Origin of the sequence: Mycolicibacterium setense, from assembly GCF_000805385.1 — a bacterium.
In the GTDB taxonomy this organism is placed as follows: Bacteria; Actinomycetota; Actinomycetes; order Mycobacteriales; family Mycobacteriaceae; genus Mycobacterium; species Mycobacterium setense.
This window is the reverse complement of the sequence record NZ_JTJW01000010.1, coordinates 620,654-640,257: the sequence shown is the minus strand read 5'-3', so window position 1 is coordinate 640,257 and position 19,604 is coordinate 620,654. Positions and strand designations below refer to the sequence as shown.

Genomic DNA, 19,604 nt, shown 5'->3' with positions numbered 1-19,604 from the left:
CATTTTGTGAGCCCAGCCGATCGCGACGACGCGTCCCAGTCCCAGGCCGACCTTCCCGAACAGTTCCGGATTCGTCAGGCCAAGCGGGAGCGGCTGCTGGCAGAGGGCCGCGAACCCTATCCGGTGACCGTTCCACGCACGCACTCGCTGGCCGAACTGCGCGAGGCCTATCCGGATCTGGCCGCAGACACCCAGACCGGCCAAATGGTCGGCATCTCGGGCCGGGTGGTGTTCGCGCGCAATTCCGGCAAATTGTGTTTCGCGACGCTGCAGGAGGGCGACGGCACCCAGTTGCAGGCGATGATCAGCCTGGCCCAGGTGGGGCAGGAGTCGCTGGACGCGTGGAAGGCCGACGTCGATCTCGGCGACATCGTGTTCGTCCACGGCGAGGTGATCAGCTCCAAGCGCGGTGAGCTGTCGGTGCTGGCCGATTCGTGGCAGATGGCGGCCAAGGCGTTGCGGCCGCTTCCCGTTGCTCACAAGGAGATGAGCGAAGAGGCCCGCGTCCGTCAGCGTTATGTCGACCTCATCGTGCGGCCGGAGGCACGCAGCGTCGCGAGGCAGCGGGTCGCGGTCGTCCGCGCCGTTCGCTCTGCGCTGGAACGTCGCGGTTTCCTCGAAGTCGAGACGCCGATGCTGCAGACGCTGGCCGGCGGCGCGGCGGCGCGCCCGTTCATCACCCATTCCAATGCGCTCGACGTTGATCTTTACCTGCGGATTGCGCCGGAACTGTTCCTCAAACGCTGCATCGTCGGTGGATTTGACCGAGTTTTCGAGTTGAATCGCAACTTTCGCAACGAAGGTGTCGATTCCACGCACTCACCGGAATTCTCGATGTTGGAGACATATCAGGCCTACGGTGACTACAACGATTCGGCGGTTGTCACGCGGGAGCTTATTCAAGAAGTTGCCGACGAGGCCATCGGCACGCGTCAAGTGCCATTGCCTGATGGCACTATCTACGATCTCGACGGGCAATGGGAGACATTGGAAATGTATCCCTCCCTGTCGGAGGCGCTCGGCGAGGAGATCACCCCTGAGACATCGGTGGATCACTTGTGGCGCATTGCCGAGGGGCTTGAGCTCGAGATTCCACGGGATCGTGGCTACGGGCACGGTAAATTGGTCGAGGAACTCTGGGAACACACTGTCGGTGAAAAGTTGTGGGCCCCTACGTTCGTCCGCGACTTCCCGGTCGAGACCTCGCCGCTGACCCGGGCGCACCGCAGCATCCCCGGCGTGACCGAGAAATGGGACCTCTACGTGCGGCGTTTCGAACTCGCCACGGGGTATTCCGAACTCGTCGACCCGGTGATCCAGCGGGAGAGATTCGAGGCCCAGGCTCGTGCGGCCGCGGCCGGCGATGACGAGGCAATGGTTCTCGACGACGATTTCCTGGCCGCATTGGAGTATGCGATGCCGCCGACCACGGGTACCGGAATGGGCATCGATCGCTTGTTGATGGCGTTGACGGGGTTGTCTATTCGGGACACGGTTTTGTTCCCGATTGTTCGCCGTCACAGTAACTGAGCCTGCGCAACAGAACCGGCGGGATCGACCCGTTGTTGGAAATGTGTGCGTTTTTGTGGCACATTAGGGCCCGGGTGCAGGATACTCAGGTGTAGTCACCAATGCGTATGCAGAAGGGTTCGGTGCGGGGTAATGGCGAAAAAAGTGACCGTCACACTGGTCGACGATTTCGACGGTGAGGCAACTGCCGACGAGACGGTCGAATTCGGCCTCGACGGTGTCACCTATGAGATCGACCTTTCCTCCAAGAATGCCGCCAAGCTCCGTAACGATCTGAAGCAGTGGGTGGAGGCCGGACGCCGGGTCGGTGGGCGACGGCGCGGACGGGCCGCAGGCCCGGCCCGTGGCCGCGGTGCCATCGATCGCGAGCAGAGTGCCGCCATCCGCGAATGGGCCCGCCGCAACGGGCACAACGTGTCCACCCGTGGCCGCATCCCCGCAGACGTCATCGACGCGTTCCACGCCGCAACATAGACGACCGCAACTCAACCAACAGTTGCCAGCTCCGGACCGGTGAGAATTCCCGGTCCGGAGTTTTTCGCTAGTGGCGAACCGGAAAGCCGGGGATTTGGGAAACGATTCGCCGACCCGCAGCGTTGCTCATCTGCAGCACTAGATGTGGACAGCTCGTACTGGGTGCATCCCAATGTGGAACGGACCGCCAACCTCCGCACCCGAGACGGCCGCCCATTAGAGTGGACGGTAGATACTACGTGCGGGCTATGAGGAACACCGACAGAACGCAGCCGTACGCGGGTATCGCTAGCGATGGAGAGCAGGTAACCACCGATGTTTGAGAGATTCACCGACCGTGCCCGCAGGGTCGTCGTCCTGGCGCAAGAAGAAGCCCGGATGCTCAACCACAACTACATCGGGACCGAGCACATCCTGTTGGGTCTTATTCACGAGGGCGAGGGCGTAGCCGCCAAGTCGCTGGAGTCGTTGGGCATCTCGCTGGAAGGCGTGCGCAGCCAGGTCGAGGAGATCATCGGGCAGGGGCAGCAGGCCCCGTCCGGTCACATCCCGTTCACGCCGCGCGCCAAGAAGGTGCTGGAGCTGTCCCTGCGTGAGGCGCTGCAGCTCGGCCACAACTACATCGGCACCGAGCACATTCTGCTCGGCCTGATCCGTGAGGGCGAAGGCGTCGCCGCACAGGTGCTGGTCAAGCTGGGCGCCGAGCTGACTCGCGTGCGCCAGCAGGTCATCCAGCTGTTGAGCGGCTACCAGGGCAAGGAAGCCGCGGAGGCGGGTACCGGTGGCCGTGGAGGTGAGTCGGGCAACCCGTCGACCTCGCTGGTCCTCGACCAGTTCGGCCGCAACCTGACCGCTGCCGCCATGGAGGGCAAGCTCGATCCGGTCATCGGCCGTGAGAAGGAAATCGAGCGGGTCATGCAGGTGCTGAGCCGGCGCACCAAGAACAACCCGGTGCTGATCGGCGAGCCCGGCGTCGGTAAGACCGCCGTGGTCGAGGGCCTCGCGCAGGCCATCGTGCACGGCGAGGTTCCCGAGACGCTCAAGGACAAGCAGCTCTACACGCTTGACCTCGGTTCTCTGGTTGCCGGCAGCCGCTACCGCGGTGACTTCGAGGAACGCCTCAAGAAGGTGCTCAAGGAGATCAACACCCGCGGCGACATCATCCTGTTCATCGACGAGTTGCACACGCTCGTCGGAGCTGGAGCCGCCGAGGGCGCGATCGACGCCGCCAGCATCCTGAAGCCGAAGCTGGCCCGCGGTGAGCTGCAGACCATCGGTGCGACCACCCTCGACGAGTACCGCAAGTACATCGAGAAGGACGCCGCCCTGGAGCGCCGGTTCCAGCCGGTCCAGGTGGGTGAGCCGACGGTCGAGCACACCATCGAGATCCTCAAGGGCCTGCGCGACCGCTACGAGGCGCACCACCGCGTCTCGATCACCGACGGCGCTCTGGTGGCCGCGGCCACCCTGGCCGACCGCTACATCAACGACCGGTTCCTGCCGGACAAGGCGATCGACCTGATCGACGAGGCCGGCGCCCGGATGCGCATCCGCCGGATGACCGCTCCGCCAGACCTGCGCGAGTTCGACGAGAAGATCGCCGACGCGCGCCGGGAGAAGGAGTCCGCGATCGACGCGCAGGACTTCGAGAAGGCGGCGAGCCTGCGCGATCGCGAGAAGCAGTTGGTTGCCCAACGCGGCGAGCGTGAAAAGCAGTGGCGCTCAGGTGATCTCGACGTTGTCGCCGAGGTCGATGACGAGCAGATCGCCGAGGTGCTCGGCAACTGGACCGGCATCCCCGTGTTCAAGCTGACCGAGGCCGAGACCACGCGCCTGCTGCGTATGGAGGAGGAGCTGCACAAGCGGATCATCGGCCAGGAGGACGCCGTCAAGGCCGTCAGCAAGGCGATCCGCCGTACGCGCGCCGGCCTGAAGGACCCGAAGCGTCCGTCCGGTTCGTTCATCTTCGCCGGCCCCTCCGGTGTCGGTAAGACCGAGCTGTCCAAGGCGCTGGCCAACTTCCTGTTCGGCGACGACGATGCGCTCATCCAGATCGACATGGGTGAGTTCCACGACCGCTTCACGGCGTCGCGTCTGTTCGGTGCCCCTCCGGGATACGTCGGCTACGAAGAGGGCGGCCAGCTCACCGAGAAGGTGCGCCGCAAGCCGTTCTCGGTCGTGCTGTTCGACGAGATCGAGAAGGCCCACCAGGAGATCTACAACAGCCTGTTGCAGGTCCTGGAAGACGGTCGTCTCACCGACGGTCAGGGCCGTACGGTCGACTTCAAGAACACCGTGTTGATCTTCACCTCCAACCTGGGCACGTCCGACATCAGCAAGGCGGTCGGACTGGGCTTCAGCCAGGGCGGCGGTGAGAACAACTACGAGCGGATGAAGCAGAAGGTCAACGACGAGCTCAAGAAGCATTTCCGGCCTGAGTTCCTCAACCGCATCGATGACATCATCGTGTTCCACCAGCTGACGCAGGACGAGATCGTCCAGATGGTGGAGCTGATGATCGGCCGGGTCGGCAACCAGCTCAAGGCCAAGGACATGGCCATGGAGCTGACCGACAAGGCCAAGTCCCTGCTGGCCAAGCGCGGCTTCGACCCGGTGCTGGGTGCCCGCCCGCTGCGGCGCACCATCCAGCGCGAGATCGAGGACCAGCTCTCCGAGAAGATCCTCTTCGAGGAGATCGGCCCCGGCCAGCTGGTGACGGTTGACGTCGAGGGTTGGGACGGCGAAGGCGCCGGTGAGGACGCGAAGTTCACGTTCTCGGGCGCGCCCAAGGCGACCACTCCCGAAGGGCCGGATCTGGCCAAGGCCGCAGCCACTGCGGAATAGTCGCATCCGGCGACGAAGCCGAATAGTCGCCTCCGGCGACGAAGCGGAATAGGTCCGACCGAGAAACGCCCCCGCCTTGCGGCGGGGGCGTTTTTCATACCTGCCGATGGGGAGATCGCCTGCGCGGTAGTTAGGATGCTGATGTAATCGACAGGCAATGGAATCTGGTGAGAGTCCAGAACGGCCGCGCCACTGTTAACAGTCAGACCCTGACCTGTCACGACACGGACTGGGACGCGAATTCCCAGAAAGGACCAGCAGATGACTTCCACCGACGCACGGACCAGCCGGGCCCGGCCCATCGACCTCTCGGCCACCAAGGCGGTGCTCTGGCTGACGCTGACGGCATTCCTCTCGCTGCTGGCCCTCTACTTCGTCGGCATGGACCAGGGCGCGACATCGGTTCTGGGTAACAACACCTATGTGCATGAGTTCGTGCACGATGCCCGGCACCTGCTCGGCTTCCCCTGCCACTGAGCTACCGGGCAGACAACCGAGTCAATGGAAAAGCAGATTATCGGGCGCGGCATTCTGGCCGGCGCCCTGGCAGGCGTTCTCGCCTTCATCTGGGCCAAGATACTGATCGAACCGGTCATCGGTCGAGCGATCGACTTCGAGAACGGTGGCGGCGCGGCACATGAGGCCGCCGAACACAGCCATGGCGCCGCCGGGCATTCCCACGGCGGCGGCGAGAGCGCCGAGGTGTTCAGCCGCGGCGTGCAATCCAATATCGGCATGGGCCTCGGCGTCCTGATCTTCAGTGTGGCGATGGGCGCGCTGCTCGCCGTCGTGTTCTGTGCGGTGTACGGCCGGGCCAACCTGTCGGCGCGGGCACTGGCGGCGTTGACCGCGGGCGGCATGCTGGTGTCCCTGTGGGTCGTCCCGGCGCTCAAGTACCCGCCCAATCCTCCGGCTGTGAGCCTCGACGGGACCATCCAGCAGCGGACCCTGCTGTACCTGCTGCTGGTGGTGCTCTCGGCGGGGCTGTTCGTCGGTTCGGTCCTGCTGGCCCGGCGACTGACGCCGAAGCTGGGGGTGTGGAATGCCTGCCTGGCCGGCGCCGCGGACTACGTGGTGTCGATGGCCGTGGTCTTCCTGATCCTGCCGGGTATCCACGAAACCCCGTCGACGTTCCCCGCCGATGACCTCTACGAGTTCCGGCTCTATTCGCTGGGCACCCAGGTGGTGATTTGGGCGACGATCGGGCTCGTGTTCGGTGCCCTCGCCGCCAAGGTCCTCGAGGGCAAGCGTCAGGAGCAGCTGATCGCGTGAGTCCCGGCGAGCGCGAGCCATGAGTGAGGTCGTCCGGCTGACGTTGGTGTCGCACGCGATGACCGACGCCACGGCGGCCGGACGATTTCCCACCGACGAGCCGCTGAATGCGTTGGGCCACCGTCAGGCGGATGCCGCCGTCGAACTGGGTGTCATCGACACCGCGTATTGCGGGCCCGAGAAACGGACCCGGCAGACAGCGGAACTGTTGGGCGTGGCCGCGACGGTCGAACCTCGGCTGGCCGATCTCGACTTCGGGAGCTGGCGCGGTGGTGTGCTGGGCGGCGTGCCGCCCGCGGACCTGGCGCTGTGGCTGACCGATCCGGGCCGGGCACCGCACGGCGGTGAATCGGTGATCGATGTCGTCGACCGGGTGCGCCGTTGGCTGGACAGCCTGGCCCCCGTCCGAGGGCGACTGGTCGCGGTGACGCATCCGGCGGTGATCCGGGCAGCCATCCTGGTGGCGCTCGATGCTCCGCCAAAGTCCTTCTGGCGCATCGACATCGCACCGCTGAGCCGCACCGTGATGCATTTCCGCGGCCAGGCCTGGACTCTGCGGAGCAGCAGCGGGGGCTAGTGCACGGGGTTTGTCGACCGCGTGCGCCGTTTCCTACACCAGGGTTGTGGTTCGGCGACGACCACAGCCCTCAGGTAGAAACCGGCGCGTCTTGGGCCCTACCGTCCCACCGGCGCCATCGCGAACGCCCGCTTGGCGATCTGCAGCAACCAGCCTGCAGCGGTAGGGCTACGGAACTTCGGCCAGTTCAGCTGGAAACTGAACACCCAGGGTTGTCCGGTGTAGTCGACCGCGTACCAGCTGAAAGTGAGGTCGCCCGGCAGATTGCCGCCCTTGGCGCCGATGTAGTCCCACTTCGCCGGATCAGGGTCGATGCCGGGGAGTGCCGAGAGGATGTCCTTCACCGGTGCGGCCGGACCGACGGCCGAGGCCTGCAACGCGGCGTGCACCCGGCAGATGTCGGCGGCGCTGGCGAACCACTCCAGGCCGTCGTTGGAGGCCGGGGTGTGGGTGCGGTACGGATCCGGTTCGTACGGGCGGGAATTGGTCTGCTCGAGCAGCGCCACCCGGTCAGCGTGGGACGCGTTGCGCCACTGGTCGCGAAGGTTCGGCTCGCCCCAGCCGACCGAGAACACCTCGTGCATGGTCGGGAACGGCGTCATGCTCGCCGGATCGTGATGGCCCGCGGTCACCAGAGCACGTTCCACGGCCGCCGGGCCGACCCGGCCGATCAGCAGATCGGTGGCCATGTTGTCGCTGGCCGAGATCATCTGCTGGGCGGCGGTCCGCACGGTGATCTGAGCGCCGGGCGGCAGCTTGTCCAGCCCGGCCGAGCCCAGCTTCTTGCCTTCTTTGGTGATCGTGAGGTGATCGTCCCAACTCACCGTTCCGGCCTTGACCGCATCCGAAACCGCAAGCAGTACATACAGTTTGAAGATCGACGCCAGTGGCAGCGACATGTCGGTGTTGGTGCCCGCGACCTGCTCGCACTTGCCGTCGACCACTTTGGACACCCGGTAGGAGTAGCGCGCGCCCGACTTGGTCAGCTCGGTGTCGATGTCGGACCACTTCTCGATCTTCGGCGGCACGAGGGTGACCTCGAAACGGTCGACCAGGCCCACATCATTGGTCCGCAACTCGATGTCCTGGGCCACGTTGTACGACGTCAGCACGTGAAGTGTCGCCTGCGCGGCCCCGATGTCCACCGAGGTGACCTTGAACGGGCGATCCCACCAGATGGAGTCCATCTTGGTGCCCACCAGATCGACCTTTTCGGGTGCGGCCAGGGTGCGCACGCCGATGGGGCCGATGGGCCAGTCGGAGTTGAGCATGTCCATGGTCTGCTTGGCTCGCAGACCGGGCGGGGTGATGGTGTCGATGTGCGCGCCGTAGGACAATTCCGCCGCGGGCGCGACGCTCTGCGAACAGCCACAAGCCAGGGCAGCGGCGACCGCCGTGATGGCCGTCAGGCCAACCGTGCGGCGCAGCGTCCGGCCGCGGCTACGCCTGGGCAGCGGGCCCTGCAACGTCCAGCACAACCTCGAACTCCAGCAGTGATGCGCCGGTCGCCACAGGCTTTGCCTGCTGGCCCTTGTGTGCCTCGACCGCCGGGCCCGAAGCCCAGGCCTGGAAGGCCTCTTCGGTTTCCCACTGCGTCACCACGAAGTAGCGGTCCTCGCCCTTGACCGGGCGCAGCAACTGGAAGCCGAGGAAACCGGGCTGACTGTCGACGGCGTGTGCACGGTTCGCGAACCGCTTCTCCAGTTCCGGGCCGGCGTTTGGCGGGACCTCGATGGCGTTGATCTTCACGACGGGCATGGTGTTCAGGTTACCGTGGCGGCCCGGCAAGATAACGGGATGGTCACAGATCTGCTCACCCACCGAGGGGGCCGCGGTGTGCCCATCGTCCTGGTGCACGGCCTGATGGGTCGGGGCAGTACCTGGTCCCGTCAATTGCCGTGGCTGACCGGGTTGGGCGAGGTCTATACCTACGACGCTCCATGGCACCGGGGGCGCGATGTGGTCGACCCGTACCCGATCAGCACCGAACGTTTCGTCGACGATCTCGGTGACGCCGTGGCGGCGCTCGGCCGCCCGGTCATGTTGGTCGGCCACTCCATGGGTGCGCTGCATTCCTGGTGCCTGGCCGCGGCCCGGCCGGAACTGGCCGCCGCGGTGGTGGTCGAGGACATGGCCCCCGATTTCCGTGGACGCACCACCGGGCCCTGGGAGCCGTGGGTGCATGCCCTGCCGGTCGAATTCGGCTCGGCACAGGAGGTTTACGACGAATTCGGGCCGGTCGCGGGCCGGTATTTCCTGGAGGCGTTCGACCGGACGGCCACCGGATGGCGGCTGCACGGTTACCCGCAGTGGTGGCTGGACATCGCCGCCCAATGGGGGACACGGGACTACTGGCGGCAGTGGCGGGACGTCCGGGTTCCGACGCTGTTGATCGAGGCGGGCAATTCGGTGGCGCCGCCGGGGCAGATGCGTGAGATGGCCGACATCGCGCAGGACGCAAGGTATCTGCACGTTCCAGGCGCCGGTCATCTGATCCACGACGACGCCCCCGAGGTGTACCGCGAAGCGGTGACGGGGTTCCTAACGACGCTCGCCTAGGACACCCGCGCTGGGCCAGCTCGGCTGGTGCTCGAAGCGGCTGCGTATCGCGTCGAGATCGTGGCCTGCCCGGTAGGTGTCGTAGTCCGGGTGGTTGACACTGAACGGCAGCTCGAACAGATCGAGGCGGAACCTCAGGACGTTGCTGCGTCGTGCCGCCCAGCTCACTGCCGCGGCGACCGCGAAGGGTGAGATCAGAATGATCAGAGCGAGTGCAACAGTCATGGCAGTAATTGTTGCCAGGTAGATATCCCGCCAACAGTGGCAGCGCTGACACCTTACGATAAAATACTGCCATGCTGAAAAGCGTCTCAACTCTGGTGCTCGATGGTCTCGCCGTTTTCGAGTTCGGGGTCATCTGTGAGGTGTTCGGGATCGACCGGTCCGCCGACGGCGTGCCCAACTTCGACTTCAAGGTCTGTGGCCCCGAGCCCGGCCGTCCGGTGCGGACATCGGTCGGGGCGACGCTGACGCCCGAGCACGGCCTCGACGCGCTGCGTGGCGCCGATCTGGTGGCGATCCCGGCGATCGGCACCGCCGACTACCTGCCCGAGGCGTTGGACGCCGTGCGAGCCGCCGCCGATGCCGGCTCGATCATCCTGACCGTGTGCTCCGGGGCGTTCCTGGCGGGTGCGGCCGGTTTGTTGGACGGGCGGCCGTGCACCACGCACTGGATGCACGCCGACGCGCTGGCGCGGAAGTACCCCACCGCAAAGGTGGATCGCAACGTCCTGTTCGTCGACGACGGCAATCTGATCACCAGCGCGGGCACGGCCGCGGGTATCGACGCCTGCCTGCACCTGGTCCGCCGCGAACTGGGCAGTGAGGTCACCAACAAGATCGCCAGACGCATGGTGGTCCCACCGCAGCGCGATGGCGGCCAACGCCAGTTCATCGACCAGCCGATTCCGGTCCGATGTTCGGAAGGCTTTGCCCCGCATCTGGATTGGATCATCGCCAATCTCGACAAGCCGCACACGGTGACCACGCTGGCCAGGCGATCCGCCATGTCGACGCGCACCTTCGCCCGCCGGTTCGTCGAGGAGACCGGCACCACGCCGATGCAGTGGATCACCGATCAGCGGGTGTTGTACGCGCGCCGGCTGCTTGAGGAATCCGACCTGGACATCGACCGTGTCGCGGGGCAGACCGGGTTCGGTACCGCAACACTGCTGCGCCATCACTTCCGCCGAGTGATCGGACTGACGCCTTCGGACTATCGACGCCAGTTCGCCTGCGGTGCACAGGAAGACGCCGTCACGGCGTGACGCGTCAGCCGTCGGGCTGGCACGCCACGTTGACGTAGACCGTGGTGTGCCGGGACGGATCGATCCGGTAGCCGTCCTCGTCGATGTTGGAATCGGCCAGCCCGTGCACTCCCGTCACCCGGCAATTCGACAGAGCCGTATTGGCATTGGAGTTGACCTGCACGTGATAGCCGCGGCTCTGCAGATCGCGGACGGCATCGGCAGCCGATCCGGCGCCCGAGGGTGCGGCGCCGGCCGGCGCCGCCAGGCCGACACCCAGACCCAGGCCAATTGCTGTGCACGCAAAAATCATCGAGAATTTGCTTGACATGAATCCGTTCTATGTGATGCGCAGCCGAAATGGTGTGCTGCGGAACGGATTCATGCCGATCTCATGTAATTTCGCCTTCCCCGGCGAGTGCGAACCGGCCATCGAGAGTTTGCTCGACCAGGCCGTCGACCAGTAGTGAGTCCAGTGCACGATCCCGTTGCGCGGTATCGGTGAGCCACGCCACGTCCAGTTGCGCACGGGTGACCGGAGAGCTGCTGTCGCGCAGCACATCCAGCAGCTTGCCACGCACCTGCCGATCAGTTCCGGCGTAGCGCTGCACCTTTCGGGTCGTCGCGCCCTCCGGATACCCGGCCGACCGCCAACGGCAGTGGCTCAGTGGACAGCAGCCACACTTCGGCGCGCGGGCCGTGCACACCACCGCGCCCAGCTCCATCAGGGCGGCCGAAAAGGTCGGTGCGGTGGCATCGTCAGGCAGCAGCGCAGCCACATCGTCGAGGTCGCGGGCGCGGGCGGGCGCATCGGCCTGTCCACGCAAGACCCTGGTGACCACCCGGCGCACGTTGGTGTCGACCACCGGAACGCCGGCCGAATAGGCGAAGCAGGCCACGGCTCGCGCGGTGTAGGCGCCGACGCCCGGCAGGGTCAGCAGGGTTTCGACGTCGGTGGGCACCTCGTCGCCGTATTCGCCTGCGATCACCACCGCGCATTCGTGCAGACGTTTGGCCCGCCGCGGGTACCCCAGCTTGCCCCAGGCCCGGAGCACCTCGGCCGACCCGGCGGCCGCCGTCGCAGACGGGGTGGGCCACCGGTCGATCCAGGCCGTCCAGATCGGTTCGACCCGGGCCACCGGTGTTTGCTGCAACATGAATTCGCTGACCAGGATCTGCCAGGCGGTGACCCCTTGTCGGCGCCACGGCAGGTCCCGCTGGGCGTCTCTGTACCAGCTGACGAGCTGCTCCGCGTCGATGGTCATCGGCATCTCATGCAAAATGGCTGATATGCCCAATTCGAATCCCGTATCCGCTTGGAAGGCACTCAAGGACGGTAACGCCCGCTTTGTGGCCGGCGAACCGCAGCATCCGAGCCAGGACGTCGCACGTCGTGCCAGCCTGGCGCACGGCCAGAAGCCCACCGCCGTGGTGTTCGGTTGCGGTGACAGCCGTGTCGCCGCCGAGCTGCTTTTCGACCAGGGTCTGGGCGACATGTTCGTGGTGCGTACCGCGGGCCACGTCCTCGACAACGCGGTGCTGGGGTCGATCGAATACGCGGTGTCGATCCTGAACGTGCCGCTGATCGTGGTCCTGGGTCACGACAGCTGTGGCGCGGTCAAGGCCGCCATCAATGCCCTCGACGAGGGCGAGATGCCCGGGGGTTACGTGCGCGACATCGTCGAGCGGGTGACGCCGTCGATCCTGATGGGACGGCATTCCGGTCTGACCCGGGTCGACGAGTTCGAGGCCTACCACGTCAAGGAGACGGTCAACCAGCTGCAGATGCGGTCGGCCGCCATCTCCAATGGCCTCGCCGCGGGAACCCAGGCGATCGTCGGCGCCACCTACCACCTGTCTGACGGTCACGTGGAACTGCGCAGCCACCTGGGCAACATCGGCGAAGTCTGAGAATATTGCCGGCGGCTCCCGACACGCCGGGTCGCCTCGGGCAACTGGGCATGACCTGGGCTTACCGTGAAAGCCGTGTTGGATCTCGAACCTCATGGGCCACTGCCCTCGCAGATTTACTGGCGGCGCCGCGCGCTGGCCATCGGAATCGCGGTGGTCGTCGTGGGGATCATCGCCGCGATCGTCGCGGTCATCATGACCAGCAGCTCCGGAGCCGAGACCAAATCCGCCGACGGGGCGTCCGCCACGGCCGCCCCGCCGACGCCGCTACCGGGCGAGAACCCTGAGGTCAAGACCCCGGTGGTTCCGCCGGCCCAGCATGCGCCGCCGCCGACGGCCACTCCGACCGCCGCCGTCACGCCGCCGCCGTTGCTCAAAGAGGGCGACGACTGCCCGGACTCCACGCTCGCGGTCAAGGGCATCACCAGCCAGCCCGAGTACGTCGTGGGAGACCAGCCGAAGTTCACCATGGTCGTGACCAACATCGGCCTGGTGGCCTGCAAGCGGGACGTGGGCGCCGCGGTGCTGGCCGCGTACGTGTACTCGCTGGACAACAACCGGCTCTGGTCCAACCTGGACTGCGCGCCGTCCAACGAGACCCTGGTGAAGACCTTCAACCCGGGTGAGCAGGTGACCACCGAGGTGACCTGGACCGGCATGGGGTCGGCGCCGCAGTGCCCGATGCCGCGTCAGCCGATCGGACCCGGCACCTACAACTTGATGGTGCAACTCGGCAATCTCAGATCGGCGCCCGTGCCGTTCATCCTGGCCCAGGGCAATCCGCAGCAGCCCGGGCCGCCCGCCGAGGGCGCACCGGCGGCTGAGGTGCCCACACCGGGCAACTGACGGTCAGGCCAGCCGGTCGGCGATCGTCGACTCGGCCAGCAGGGACAGGCCCTCACGAATGTGCCGAGCCCACATCGACCCGATGCCCTCCACCGACTGCAGATCGTCCGCGCTGGCGGCCAGCAACCCCTGCAGTGAGCCGAATGAGCGCACCAGCAGGTCGACATGGGCGAACTGCAGTCGCGGTATCCCCGCCATGGCGCGGTAGCCGCGTGAACTCATGGCCGAGTCCTGTGCCTCCGATGTCGACGGGTATCCGAAAACCCTTGCCAGCGTGGTGAAGTCGAGCAACTCGTTGTCGGTGAGGGCATCGAGCTCATCCAGCGTCGAATGCACCTGGGCGGCGGTGGGCGGGTCGGGCAGGGCGTGGTAATCGCGGACGATCAGTTCGCGTGCGGCCTCGTTGTCGCCCACGAGCTCGTCGAGTTGCAGTTTGAGCTGGCGTCCGTCGGTGCCGAGTTCGACCACGTCGGCGTCGATCTCGAGGCTGATCCGGCGCACCATTTCCAGCCGCTGCACCACGGTCATGACGTCGCGCAGCGTCACGAAGTCTTCGATCTCGGCGGTGGACAGCTGCTTGCTGACCTCGTCGAGGCGACCCTTGTAGCGCTCCAGGGTCGCGATGGTCTGGTTGGCCCGCGACAGGATGGTCGCCGAATCGGGTACCACGTGCCGCTCGCCGGCGACGTAGACCGTCACGATGCTCATGGAGTGGCTCACCGAGATCACCGGATAGCCGGTTTGGATCGCGGTGCGCTCGGCCGAGCGGTGGCGGGTCCCGGACTCGTCGGTCGGGATCGATGGATCCGGCACCAACTGCACGTTGGCCCGCACGATGCGACTGCCGTCGCTGGACAGGACCACCGCGCCGTCCATCTTCGACAGCTCACGCAGCCGGGTGGGGGCATAGCGGACGTCCAGGGCAAACCCGCCGTCGCAGATGGTTTCCACGCTGTCGTCGTAGCCGAGCACGATCAGCGCGCCCGTCCTGCCGCGCAGGATGCGCTCCAGGCCGTCGCGCAGCGGGGTACCGGGGGCCAACCGGCCGAGGGTCTCTCGTAGCGTCGGCCGAGCCAGATGCACGACGGTGCGGCTGGTCCTGGCGCCGGAGTTCACGGCCATCACTTCTCCTTGGGTCGGCCGCTATTGTCCGTGATGTTCTCAATTGCTGGCAATCGCGATGTCCTTCAGTGCCCGCAATGCCGCCCCGATGTGATCCACGGTGATGACGCGCAGGCCTGGAGGCGCGCTGGTGACCCCCGGAGCCACCACGGCGACGTTGAACCCCAACCGGGCGGCCTCGGCCAGCCTGCGGTCCATGCCGGTGACGCGTCGCAGATCGCCGACGAGTCCCACCTCGCCGATAACCACGGCGTTCATGGGCAACGCGATGTCCAGATAGGCCGAGGCGATGGCCACCGCCACGGCCAGATCTGAAGACGGGTCAGTCAGCCGCATGCCGCCGACGGTGGACAGGTACAGATCGTTGGTGCCGATGGGCAGGCCGCACCGGGTCTGGAGCACCGCGCCGATCATCGCCGCGCGGGCCGAGTCGATGCCACTGACCGCGCGCCGGGGCGGCCCGATGGGCTGGGCATGCAGCGCCTGCACCTCGCCGATCATCGGGCGCTTGCCGTCGAGAGTGACCGTGATGGCGGTGCCGGGTACCGCCGCCGGACGCTGGTCCAGGAACAGTCCCGACGGATCGCTGACACACTCGATTCCGTTGTCGTGCATCTGAAAACAACCCACTTCGTCGGCGGCACCGAAGCGGTTCTTGACTCCGCGCACCATGCGAAGGCTCGACGCGTGATCACCCTCGAAGTGCAGCACCACGTCGACAAGATGCTCGAGGGAACGCGGCCCCGCGATGGCACCGTCCTTGGTCACATGCCCGACCAGGATCATGGCGACTGCCGGGTCTCCGACGGCGGTCTTGGCGTAGCCCGTCAGCGCGGTCGTCACCGCACGCACCTGGGTCACCCCGCCGGTCACCCCGTCGGCCTCGGTGGTGGACATGGTCTGAACCGAATCGACCACCACGAGACTGGGTTTGACCTCCTCGATGTGGCCGAGGGCGATCTGCAGATCGGATTCGCCTGCCAGATAGACGTTGTCGTGCGTACAGCCCGTCCGTTCGGCGCGCAGCCGGATCTGTCCGGCGGATTCCTCACCGGAGAGGTACAGCGCGCGGCGGCCGGTGTGCGCCCAGCGGTTGGCGACCTCGAGGAGCAGGGTGGACTTGCCGACGCCGGGATCCCCGGCCAGCAGCGTGACCGAACCGGCGACCAGGCCGCCGCCCAGGACGCGGTCCAGTTCGCTGACCCCGGTTGCGTAGTGGCGGGTGATGCCCGGGTCGATCGAGGTGATCGGCACCGCGGGTGAGGTGGGCGCCACCGAGCGGCGGACCGAGCTGCCCGCCCTGCCACCGGGAAGGGTGAGCACGGCTACTTCGTCGACCGTGCCCCAGGTGCCGCAATTGGCGCAGCGGCCGACCCATTTGGGGGTGGCGTGCTGACACTCCGAGCAGCGGTATTGCGAACGTACTTTCGAAGCGGCCACGCCGTGACATTAACGGACGGTTCCGACAATTCCTGATCAGGCGCACTGCGGCGGCGATGAGTCTGTGCTTCGGCTTGTCGGTGGGCCACCGCCGTCAGAACCCGATTCGGCAGCCCCCCGCAACGTAATGGCGTGACCGTCAGTAATTCCAGACAGCCGGCACGGCGCGAAAGGCGTCGCCGGCGACCGCCACGTGGCAGACGGACGGGAACGGCAGATGGGTGGCTACCAGCGCCTCGCGAGTCGATGCCAGCTCCCGTAGGAGGTCGACCCTGACGCGGGCAGCCTCCGCGGGATCGTGTTCGAAGCCGTTGAACCAGTCTGGGTGGTCGAATCCGGCCTGTAGCACGGCGTCGCCGGCGAACGTCAACCCTTCGCCGCCCGACGCCAGCCGGACCACGCTGTGTCCGGGGGTGTGGCCGCCGGTGCGTTGGACGAGTACCCCGGGGGCCACCTCGTACTCCGTCTCGAACGGACTCAACTGATCGCGGTACTGGTCGAGGAACTTCGTAGCGGACCACCGCATCGCGTCCTGAACCGGCGCGGTCACGGCGGTATGGGAGAAGTCGGGCGATTCCCAGAACTCGGCCTCGGCTGCGGCCGCGTGGATCCGAAGGTCCGCACGTAGCCGGTCCTTCACCCCGTCGATGAGCAGGCCGCCGACGTGATCGAAGTGCATATGGGTGAGCACCACGTCGGTCACCGAGGCGAGATCGATGCCGGCAGCCTGTAGCCGCTTGGCCCACCGCCCGGCCCGTGGTGTGAAGTCCTCGTGGGCGAGGCCGGCCCCGGCGTCGATGAGAATGGTGCGATCGCCGCTACGCACCACGACCTGATTCAAAGGCAAGGCAAGCTCGTCCGGCGGCAGGAACATGTCGTCCAGCCAGGAGGCACGGACGGCAGGGTCGGCGTTGGTCGCCAACATCGGGGATGGCATCGACAGCACGCCATCGCTGATCACCAGCACTTCGATCGTGCCGACCTTCAGCGCATAGTGCGACGGCAAAGACTCGTCGAGCCCCGATGCCCCTTGGCGCGCAATGTTGTCCACGCTCATGCGTTCTTCTCCTGATTGCCTTGTCGACGACAGGCGGAATCGCCTGCCTTCTTGTGAGAACGCACAGCGGGTGCCGTTTTTATCAATCAGGGGCTCGGAGAATGACGCGAGGGTCAGCGCGACGACACAGCACAAAACCCGTCGCGGTGATCCGCGACGGGTTTCGCAACCTCAGGGGTAGCCCTCGGGACTAGTGATGGCCGCCCGCGCCGCCGGCCTCGGCGCCCTCGGCGGGCTCCTCGCCGGACTTGTCGCGCCGGGGCGCCTCGCCTGCCGAGATCGGCACGGCCACCGTGGTCTCGCCGTTCTCGAACTTGAACGTGAAGTCGTACAGCAGCCCGTTGGTGACCGGCTTGGTCAAGCTGACCTTGGCGGTCACGGCCTCGGCGGCCTCGGCCTGCTCCAGCGGCTTCGTCTGTCCGTCGGGTTCGCCCACCACGAGGACGCCGCCGGCCGGGATGGTCGGGTCGCCGCTCAGTGCCACATCGCCGACGGTGGTCTTGATCGAGAGCAGCTTGTTGGGCGCCTCGGTGGATCCGTTGGTTGCGACGAACAGCAGCTCGGCTTCGGAGCCGGGCTCGACGTAGTCCTTTTGCTGCGGTGCGCGCAGGTGCACGTTGCGCAGCGAGATCGCGCCGGCCTGTGCGTTGACGCCGTTGACGGCGGGCTCCTGGGTCGCCGTCTGGGAGACCTGCCCGGCGCTGCAGCCGGTGAGAACGGCTGCGGTCAGGCCACATGCGGCCAGACCGGCCGAGGCACGCATTGCGAAGCGGTTCACTCAAGCCTCCTGAGCTGGGTCGGCGTACTTCGACTATGCACAGTAGTAGGTGGCTTCGACGGACGGAATGCGAGGGCGTGGCAGAAGGGCTCGAAGGGTGCTCGGTGACGGGTGGTTCAGGCCCGCAACCGCTTTGCGGGGGCACTCATTTGGGGCCGTCGGCCAACGGTGTGGTTGCACGCTTTCGTCACCATGTCAACCCCTGTTCTTCACCTGTAGTGCCCCTGACCTGCGCAGTTGGTGCGCATGTGATCTGGGCCCGTGTTAGCATGGAGTAGCGAAAGGGGCTCGAATCAGATGATTTTTAAGGTCGGAGACACCGTCGTCTATCCACACCACGGTGCTGCGTTGATCGAGGCGATCGAAACCCGGACCATCAAGGGCGAGCAGAAGGAATATCTCGTACTGAAGGTTTCCCAAGGGGATCTGACCGTTCGAGTGCCCGCAGACAACGCCGAGTACGTCGGAGTTCGCGACGTCGTGGGCCAGGAAGGCCTCGACAAGGTTTTCCAGGTGTTGCGTGCTCCGCACACCGAAGAGCCGACCAACTGGTCGCGCCGCTACAAGGCCAATCTCGAGAAGCTGGCCTCCGGTGATGTGAACAAGGTTGCCGAGGTAGTCCGGGATCTGTGGCGTCGGGATCAGGAACGCGGCTTGTCCGCTGGTGAGAAGCGAATGCTGGCCAAGGCCCGGCAGATTCTGGTCGGCGAGCTCGCGCTGGCCGAGAACACCGATGACGCCAAGGCCGAGACCATCCTCGACGAGGTACTGGCTGCCGCGTCCTGACGCGTCGTGGCAACAACTGTCGCGGTCGTACCGGCCGCCGGCTCTGGTGAGCGGCTAGGCGCGGACAGACCCAAAGCATTCGTCAATTTGAGGGGCAAACCCCTGTTGGAGCATGCCCTTGACGGGCTGCTGTCCTCGGGGGTGATCGACAAGGTCGTGGTCGCGGTACCGCCCGCGCTCACCGATGAAGCCATGATGGTGTTCGGTGGGCGCGCGCAGATCGTGGCCGGTGGATCCGATCGCACCGAATCGGTAGGGCTGGCTCTTTCAGCCGCCGGTGACCCCGATTTCATCCTTGTGCACGATGCCGCCCGGGCATTGACCCCTCCGACGCTGATCGCCCGGGTGGTTGCGGCGCTGGCCGAGGGCCATGCCGCCGTCGTCCCCGGGCTTCCGCTGGCCGACACCATCAAGGCGGTCGACGCCAACGGTGCGGTGCTCGGGACACCCGAACGGGCCGGTCTACGAGCCGTGCAGACCCCGCAGGGGTTCCGCACGGACGTTTTGCGCCGCGCCTACCAGCGCGCGGGTGCCGGCGCGGTCACCGATGACGCCTCACTCGTCGAGCAGATCGGCACGCCCGTGCAGATCGTCGACGGCGACCCGCTGGCCTTCAAGATCACCACGCCGCTGGACCTGTTGCTCGCCGAGGCTGTCATGGGGCGTGCCACGTGAAGATTCCCAGGGTCGGCCTCGGTACCGATGTCCATCCGATCGAGTCCGGGCGGCCTTGTTGGCTGCTGTGCTTGGAATTCGAAGACGCCGACGGCTGCGCCGGTCATTCCGATGGTGACGTCGCCTCTCACGCGTTGTGCGATGCGCTGCTCAGCGCGGCCGGCCTCGGTGACCTCGGCGCCGTCTTCGGCACCGATCGGCCGGAATGGCGTGGCGTCACCGGCGCGGACATGCTGCGTCACGTCCGGGAACTGGTGCAGGCGGCGGGATTCGAGATCGGCAATGCCACGGTGCAGGTGATCGGAAACCGGCCGAAGATCGGCCCGCGCCGGGACGAGGCACAGTGGCTGCTCTCGGAGCTGATCGGGGCCCCGGTATCGGTATCTGCCACCACCACCGACGGGCTCGGGCTGACCGGTCGGGGTGAAGGATTGGCCGCGATTGCGACGGCGTTGCTAGTTACCGCCGAATAGCCCGGTAAGCTGG

Annotated in this window: 22 protein-coding genes; 13 read left to right on the top strand and 9 right to left on the bottom strand. The window is 66.3% G+C overall.

Annotation, left to right across the window (positions count from 1 at the left end; all coding sequences use genetic code 11):
• The first annotated feature begins 6 nt into the window (after positions 1-6).
• The 6 genes from lysS (at position 7) to QQ25_RS28210 (ending at position 6,697) form a co-directional block, all read left to right on the top strand.
• On the top strand, positions 7-1,530 hold the full coding sequence (lysS, locus tag QQ25_RS28235; RefSeq protein WP_039382365.1) for a lysine--tRNA ligase: 1,524 nt from the start codon (positions 7-9) through the stop codon (positions 1,528-1,530).
• 132 nt (positions 1,531-1,662) lie between these two features.
• The gene (gene lsr2, locus QQ25_RS28230; protein WP_003882525.1) at positions 1,663-2,004 is read left to right on the top strand and encodes a histone-like nucleoid-structuring protein Lsr2; all 342 of its coding nucleotides are present in this window, start codon (positions 1,663-1,665) and stop codon (positions 2,002-2,004) included.
• A 315-nt stretch (positions 2,005-2,319) separates the two neighbouring features.
• Positions 2,320-4,848 (top strand): ATP-dependent protease ATP-binding subunit ClpC, encoded by a 2,529-nt coding sequence (gene clpC1 / locus QQ25_RS28225; protein ID WP_039382364.1) that lies wholly within the window; start codon positions 2,320-2,322, stop codon positions 4,846-4,848.
• Between the two features lie 261 nt (positions 4,849-5,109).
• On the top strand, positions 5,110-5,325 hold the full coding sequence (locus tag QQ25_RS28220; protein ID WP_039325676.1) for a CbtB domain-containing protein: 216 nt from the start codon (positions 5,110-5,112) through the stop codon (positions 5,323-5,325).
• Positions 5,326-5,349: 24 nt separating this feature from the next.
• On the top strand, positions 5,350-6,120 hold the full coding sequence (locus QQ25_RS28215; protein ID WP_039382361.1) for a CbtA family protein: 771 nt from the start codon (positions 5,350-5,352) through the stop codon (positions 6,118-6,120).
• Between the two features lie 19 nt (positions 6,121-6,139).
• On the top strand, positions 6,140-6,697 hold the full coding sequence (locus tag QQ25_RS28210; protein WP_039325672.1) for a histidine phosphatase family protein: 558 nt from the start codon (positions 6,140-6,142) through the stop codon (positions 6,695-6,697).
• A 98-nt stretch (positions 6,698-6,795) separates the two neighbouring features.
• Here the strand turns inward: QQ25_RS28210 and QQ25_RS28205 are convergent, their stop codons facing one another.
• Positions 6,796-8,163 carry a serine hydrolase gene (locus QQ25_RS28205; RefSeq protein WP_201774275.1) on the bottom strand — a complete coding sequence of 456 codons (1,368 nt, stop codon included), beginning with the start codon at positions 8,161-8,163 and terminating at the stop codon, positions 6,796-6,798.
• Positions 8,138-8,455, bottom strand: a complete 318-nt coding sequence (locus QQ25_RS28200; RefSeq protein ID WP_029108325.1) for an antibiotic biosynthesis monooxygenase family protein — start codon at positions 8,453-8,455, stop codon at positions 8,138-8,140. Before QQ25_RS28200 ends, QQ25_RS28205 begins: the two co-directional genes overlap by 26 nt.
• Before the next feature lie 39 nt (positions 8,456-8,494).
• Here QQ25_RS28200 and QQ25_RS28195 point away from each other — a divergent pair, with 39 nt between their 5' ends.
• Positions 8,495-9,256 carry an alpha/beta fold hydrolase gene (locus QQ25_RS28195; protein WP_039382772.1) on the top strand — a complete coding sequence of 254 codons (762 nt, stop codon included), beginning with the start codon at positions 8,495-8,497 and terminating at the stop codon, positions 9,254-9,256.
• Here QQ25_RS28195 and QQ25_RS28190 read toward each other — a convergent pair.
• Complete coding sequence (locus QQ25_RS28190; protein WP_039382359.1) at positions 9,239-9,481, bottom strand: hypothetical protein; 243 nt, start codon at positions 9,479-9,481, stop codon at positions 9,239-9,241. The genes QQ25_RS28195 and QQ25_RS28190 overlap by 18 nt on opposite strands.
• 71 nt (positions 9,482-9,552) lie before the next feature.
• Between QQ25_RS28190 and QQ25_RS28185 the strand changes: the two genes are divergently transcribed.
• Positions 9,553-10,524, top strand: a complete 972-nt coding sequence (locus QQ25_RS28185) for a GlxA family transcriptional regulator (RefSeq protein ID WP_039382358.1) — start codon at positions 9,553-9,555, stop codon at positions 10,522-10,524.
• A gap of 4 nt (positions 10,525-10,528) precedes the next feature.
• On the opposite strand, the gene QQ25_RS28180 is transcribed toward QQ25_RS28185, so the two are convergent.
• Positions 10,529-10,834 (bottom strand): hypothetical protein, encoded by a 306-nt coding sequence (locus QQ25_RS28180; protein ID WP_234711995.1) that lies wholly within the window; start codon positions 10,832-10,834, stop codon positions 10,529-10,531.
• Between the two features lie 61 nt (positions 10,835-10,895).
• On the bottom strand, positions 10,896-11,768 hold the full coding sequence (locus QQ25_RS28175) for an HhH-GPD family protein (protein WP_039326943.1): 873 nt from the start codon (positions 11,766-11,768) through the stop codon (positions 10,896-10,898).
• Positions 11,769-11,793: 25 nt separating this feature from the next.
• Here QQ25_RS28175 and QQ25_RS28170 point away from each other — a divergent pair, with 25 nt between their 5' ends.
• Both QQ25_RS28170 and QQ25_RS28165 read left to right on the top strand, forming a co-directional pair.
• The gene (locus QQ25_RS28170; protein WP_039325666.1) at positions 11,794-12,414 is read left to right on the top strand and encodes a carbonic anhydrase; all 621 of its coding nucleotides are present in this window, start codon (positions 11,794-11,796) and stop codon (positions 12,412-12,414) included.
• A gap of 75 nt (positions 12,415-12,489) precedes the next feature.
• On the top strand, positions 12,490-13,260 hold the full coding sequence (locus tag QQ25_RS28165; protein ID WP_198530883.1) for a hypothetical protein: 771 nt from the start codon (positions 12,490-12,492) through the stop codon (positions 13,258-13,260).
• A 3-nt stretch (positions 13,261-13,263) separates the two neighbouring features.
• Here QQ25_RS28165 and disA read toward each other — a convergent pair whose 3' ends face one another.
• The 4 genes from disA to QQ25_RS28145 all read right to left on the bottom strand — a co-directional run bounded on the left by disA (position 13,264) and on the right by QQ25_RS28145 (position 17,657).
• Positions 13,264-14,382, bottom strand: coding sequence for a DNA integrity scanning diadenylate cyclase DisA (gene disA, locus QQ25_RS28160; protein ID WP_039382356.1), 1,119 nt, complete (start codon positions 14,380-14,382; stop codon positions 13,264-13,266).
• Between the two features lie 39 nt (positions 14,383-14,421).
• The gene (gene radA, locus QQ25_RS28155) at positions 14,422-15,822 is read right to left on the bottom strand and encodes a DNA repair protein RadA (RefSeq protein ID WP_039325663.1); all 1,401 of its coding nucleotides are present in this window, start codon (positions 15,820-15,822) and stop codon (positions 14,422-14,424) included.
• 139 nt (positions 15,823-15,961) lie between these two features.
• Positions 15,962-16,879, bottom strand: a complete 918-nt coding sequence (locus tag QQ25_RS28150; RefSeq protein WP_039325662.1) for an MBL fold metallo-hydrolase — start codon at positions 16,877-16,879, stop codon at positions 15,962-15,964.
• A gap of 190 nt (positions 16,880-17,069) precedes the next feature.
• A complete protein-coding gene (locus QQ25_RS28145) occupies positions 17,070-17,657 on the bottom strand; it encodes a copper chaperone PCu(A)C domain-containing protein (RefSeq protein ID WP_039325660.1) in 588 nt (195 codons plus the stop codon).
• Positions 17,658-17,954: 297 nt separating this feature from the next.
• Here QQ25_RS28145 and carD point away from each other — a divergent pair, with 297 nt between their 5' ends.
• Genes carD through ispF form a run of 3 tightly spaced genes read left to right on the top strand, consistent with a single transcriptional unit; the run spans position 17,955 to position 19,591 of the window.
• The gene (carD, locus tag QQ25_RS28140) at positions 17,955-18,443 is read left to right on the top strand and encodes an RNA polymerase-binding transcription factor CarD (RefSeq protein WP_003882506.1); all 489 of its coding nucleotides are present in this window, start codon (positions 17,955-17,957) and stop codon (positions 18,441-18,443) included.
• Positions 18,444-18,449: 6 nt separating this feature from the next.
• Entirely contained in the window at positions 18,450-19,118 is a 669-nt protein-coding gene (gene ispD / locus QQ25_RS28135) for a 2-C-methyl-D-erythritol 4-phosphate cytidylyltransferase (RefSeq protein ID WP_039325659.1), read from the top strand.
• Positions 19,115-19,591 (top strand): 2-C-methyl-D-erythritol 2,4-cyclodiphosphate synthase, encoded by a 477-nt coding sequence (gene ispF, locus QQ25_RS28130; protein WP_039382355.1) that lies wholly within the window; start codon positions 19,115-19,117, stop codon positions 19,589-19,591. The genes ispD and ispF overlap by 4 nt, the downstream gene beginning before the upstream one ends.
• Positions 19,592-19,604: the final 13 nt, after the last annotated feature.

Bases quoted from the DNA above. Each gene is read 5' to 3' on its own strand.
- lsr2 (WP_003882525.1), top strand. From the start codon at position 1,663: ATGGCGAAAAAAGTGACCGTCACACTGGTCGACGATTTCGACGGTGAG.
- clpC1 (WP_039382364.1), top strand. From the start codon at position 2,320: ATGTTTGAGAGATTCACCGACCGTGCCCGCAGGGTCGTCGTCCTGGCG.
- QQ25_RS28220 (WP_039325676.1), top strand. From the start codon at position 5,110: ATGACTTCCACCGACGCACGGACCAGCCGGGCCCGGCCCATCGACCTC.
- QQ25_RS28215 (WP_039382361.1), top strand. From the start codon at position 5,350: ATGGAAAAGCAGATTATCGGGCGCGGCATTCTGGCCGGCGCCCTGGCA.
- QQ25_RS28210 (WP_039325672.1), top strand. From the start codon at position 6,140: ATGAGTGAGGTCGTCCGGCTGACGTTGGTGTCGCACGCGATGACCGAC.
- QQ25_RS28200 (WP_029108325.1), bottom strand. From the start codon at position 8,455: ATGCCCGTCGTGAAGATCAACGCCATCGAGGTCCCGCCAAACGCCGGC.
- QQ25_RS28195 (WP_039382772.1), top strand. From the start codon at position 8,495: ATGGTCACAGATCTGCTCACCCACCGAGGGGGCCGCGGTGTGCCCATC.
- QQ25_RS28190 (WP_039382359.1), bottom strand. From the start codon at position 9,481: ATGACTGTTGCACTCGCTCTGATCATTCTGATCTCACCCTTCGCGGTC.
- QQ25_RS28185 (WP_039382358.1), top strand. From the start codon at position 9,553: ATGCTGAAAAGCGTCTCAACTCTGGTGCTCGATGGTCTCGCCGTTTTC.
- QQ25_RS28180 (WP_234711995.1), bottom strand. From the start codon at position 10,834: ATGTCAAGCAAATTCTCGATGATTTTTGCGTGCACAGCAATTGGCCTG.
- QQ25_RS28175 (WP_039326943.1), bottom strand. From the start codon at position 11,768: ATGACCATCGACGCGGAGCAGCTCGTCAGCTGGTACAGAGACGCCCAG.
- QQ25_RS28170 (WP_039325666.1), top strand. From the start codon at position 11,794: ATGCCCAATTCGAATCCCGTATCCGCTTGGAAGGCACTCAAGGACGGT.
- disA (WP_039382356.1), bottom strand. From the start codon at position 14,382: ATGGCCGTGAACTCCGGCGCCAGGACCAGCCGCACCGTCGTGCATCTG.
- QQ25_RS28150 (WP_039325662.1), bottom strand. From the start codon at position 16,879: ATGAGCGTGGACAACATTGCGCGCCAAGGGGCATCGGGGCTCGACGAG.
- carD (WP_003882506.1), top strand. From the start codon at position 17,955: ATGATTTTTAAGGTCGGAGACACCGTCGTCTATCCACACCACGGTGCT.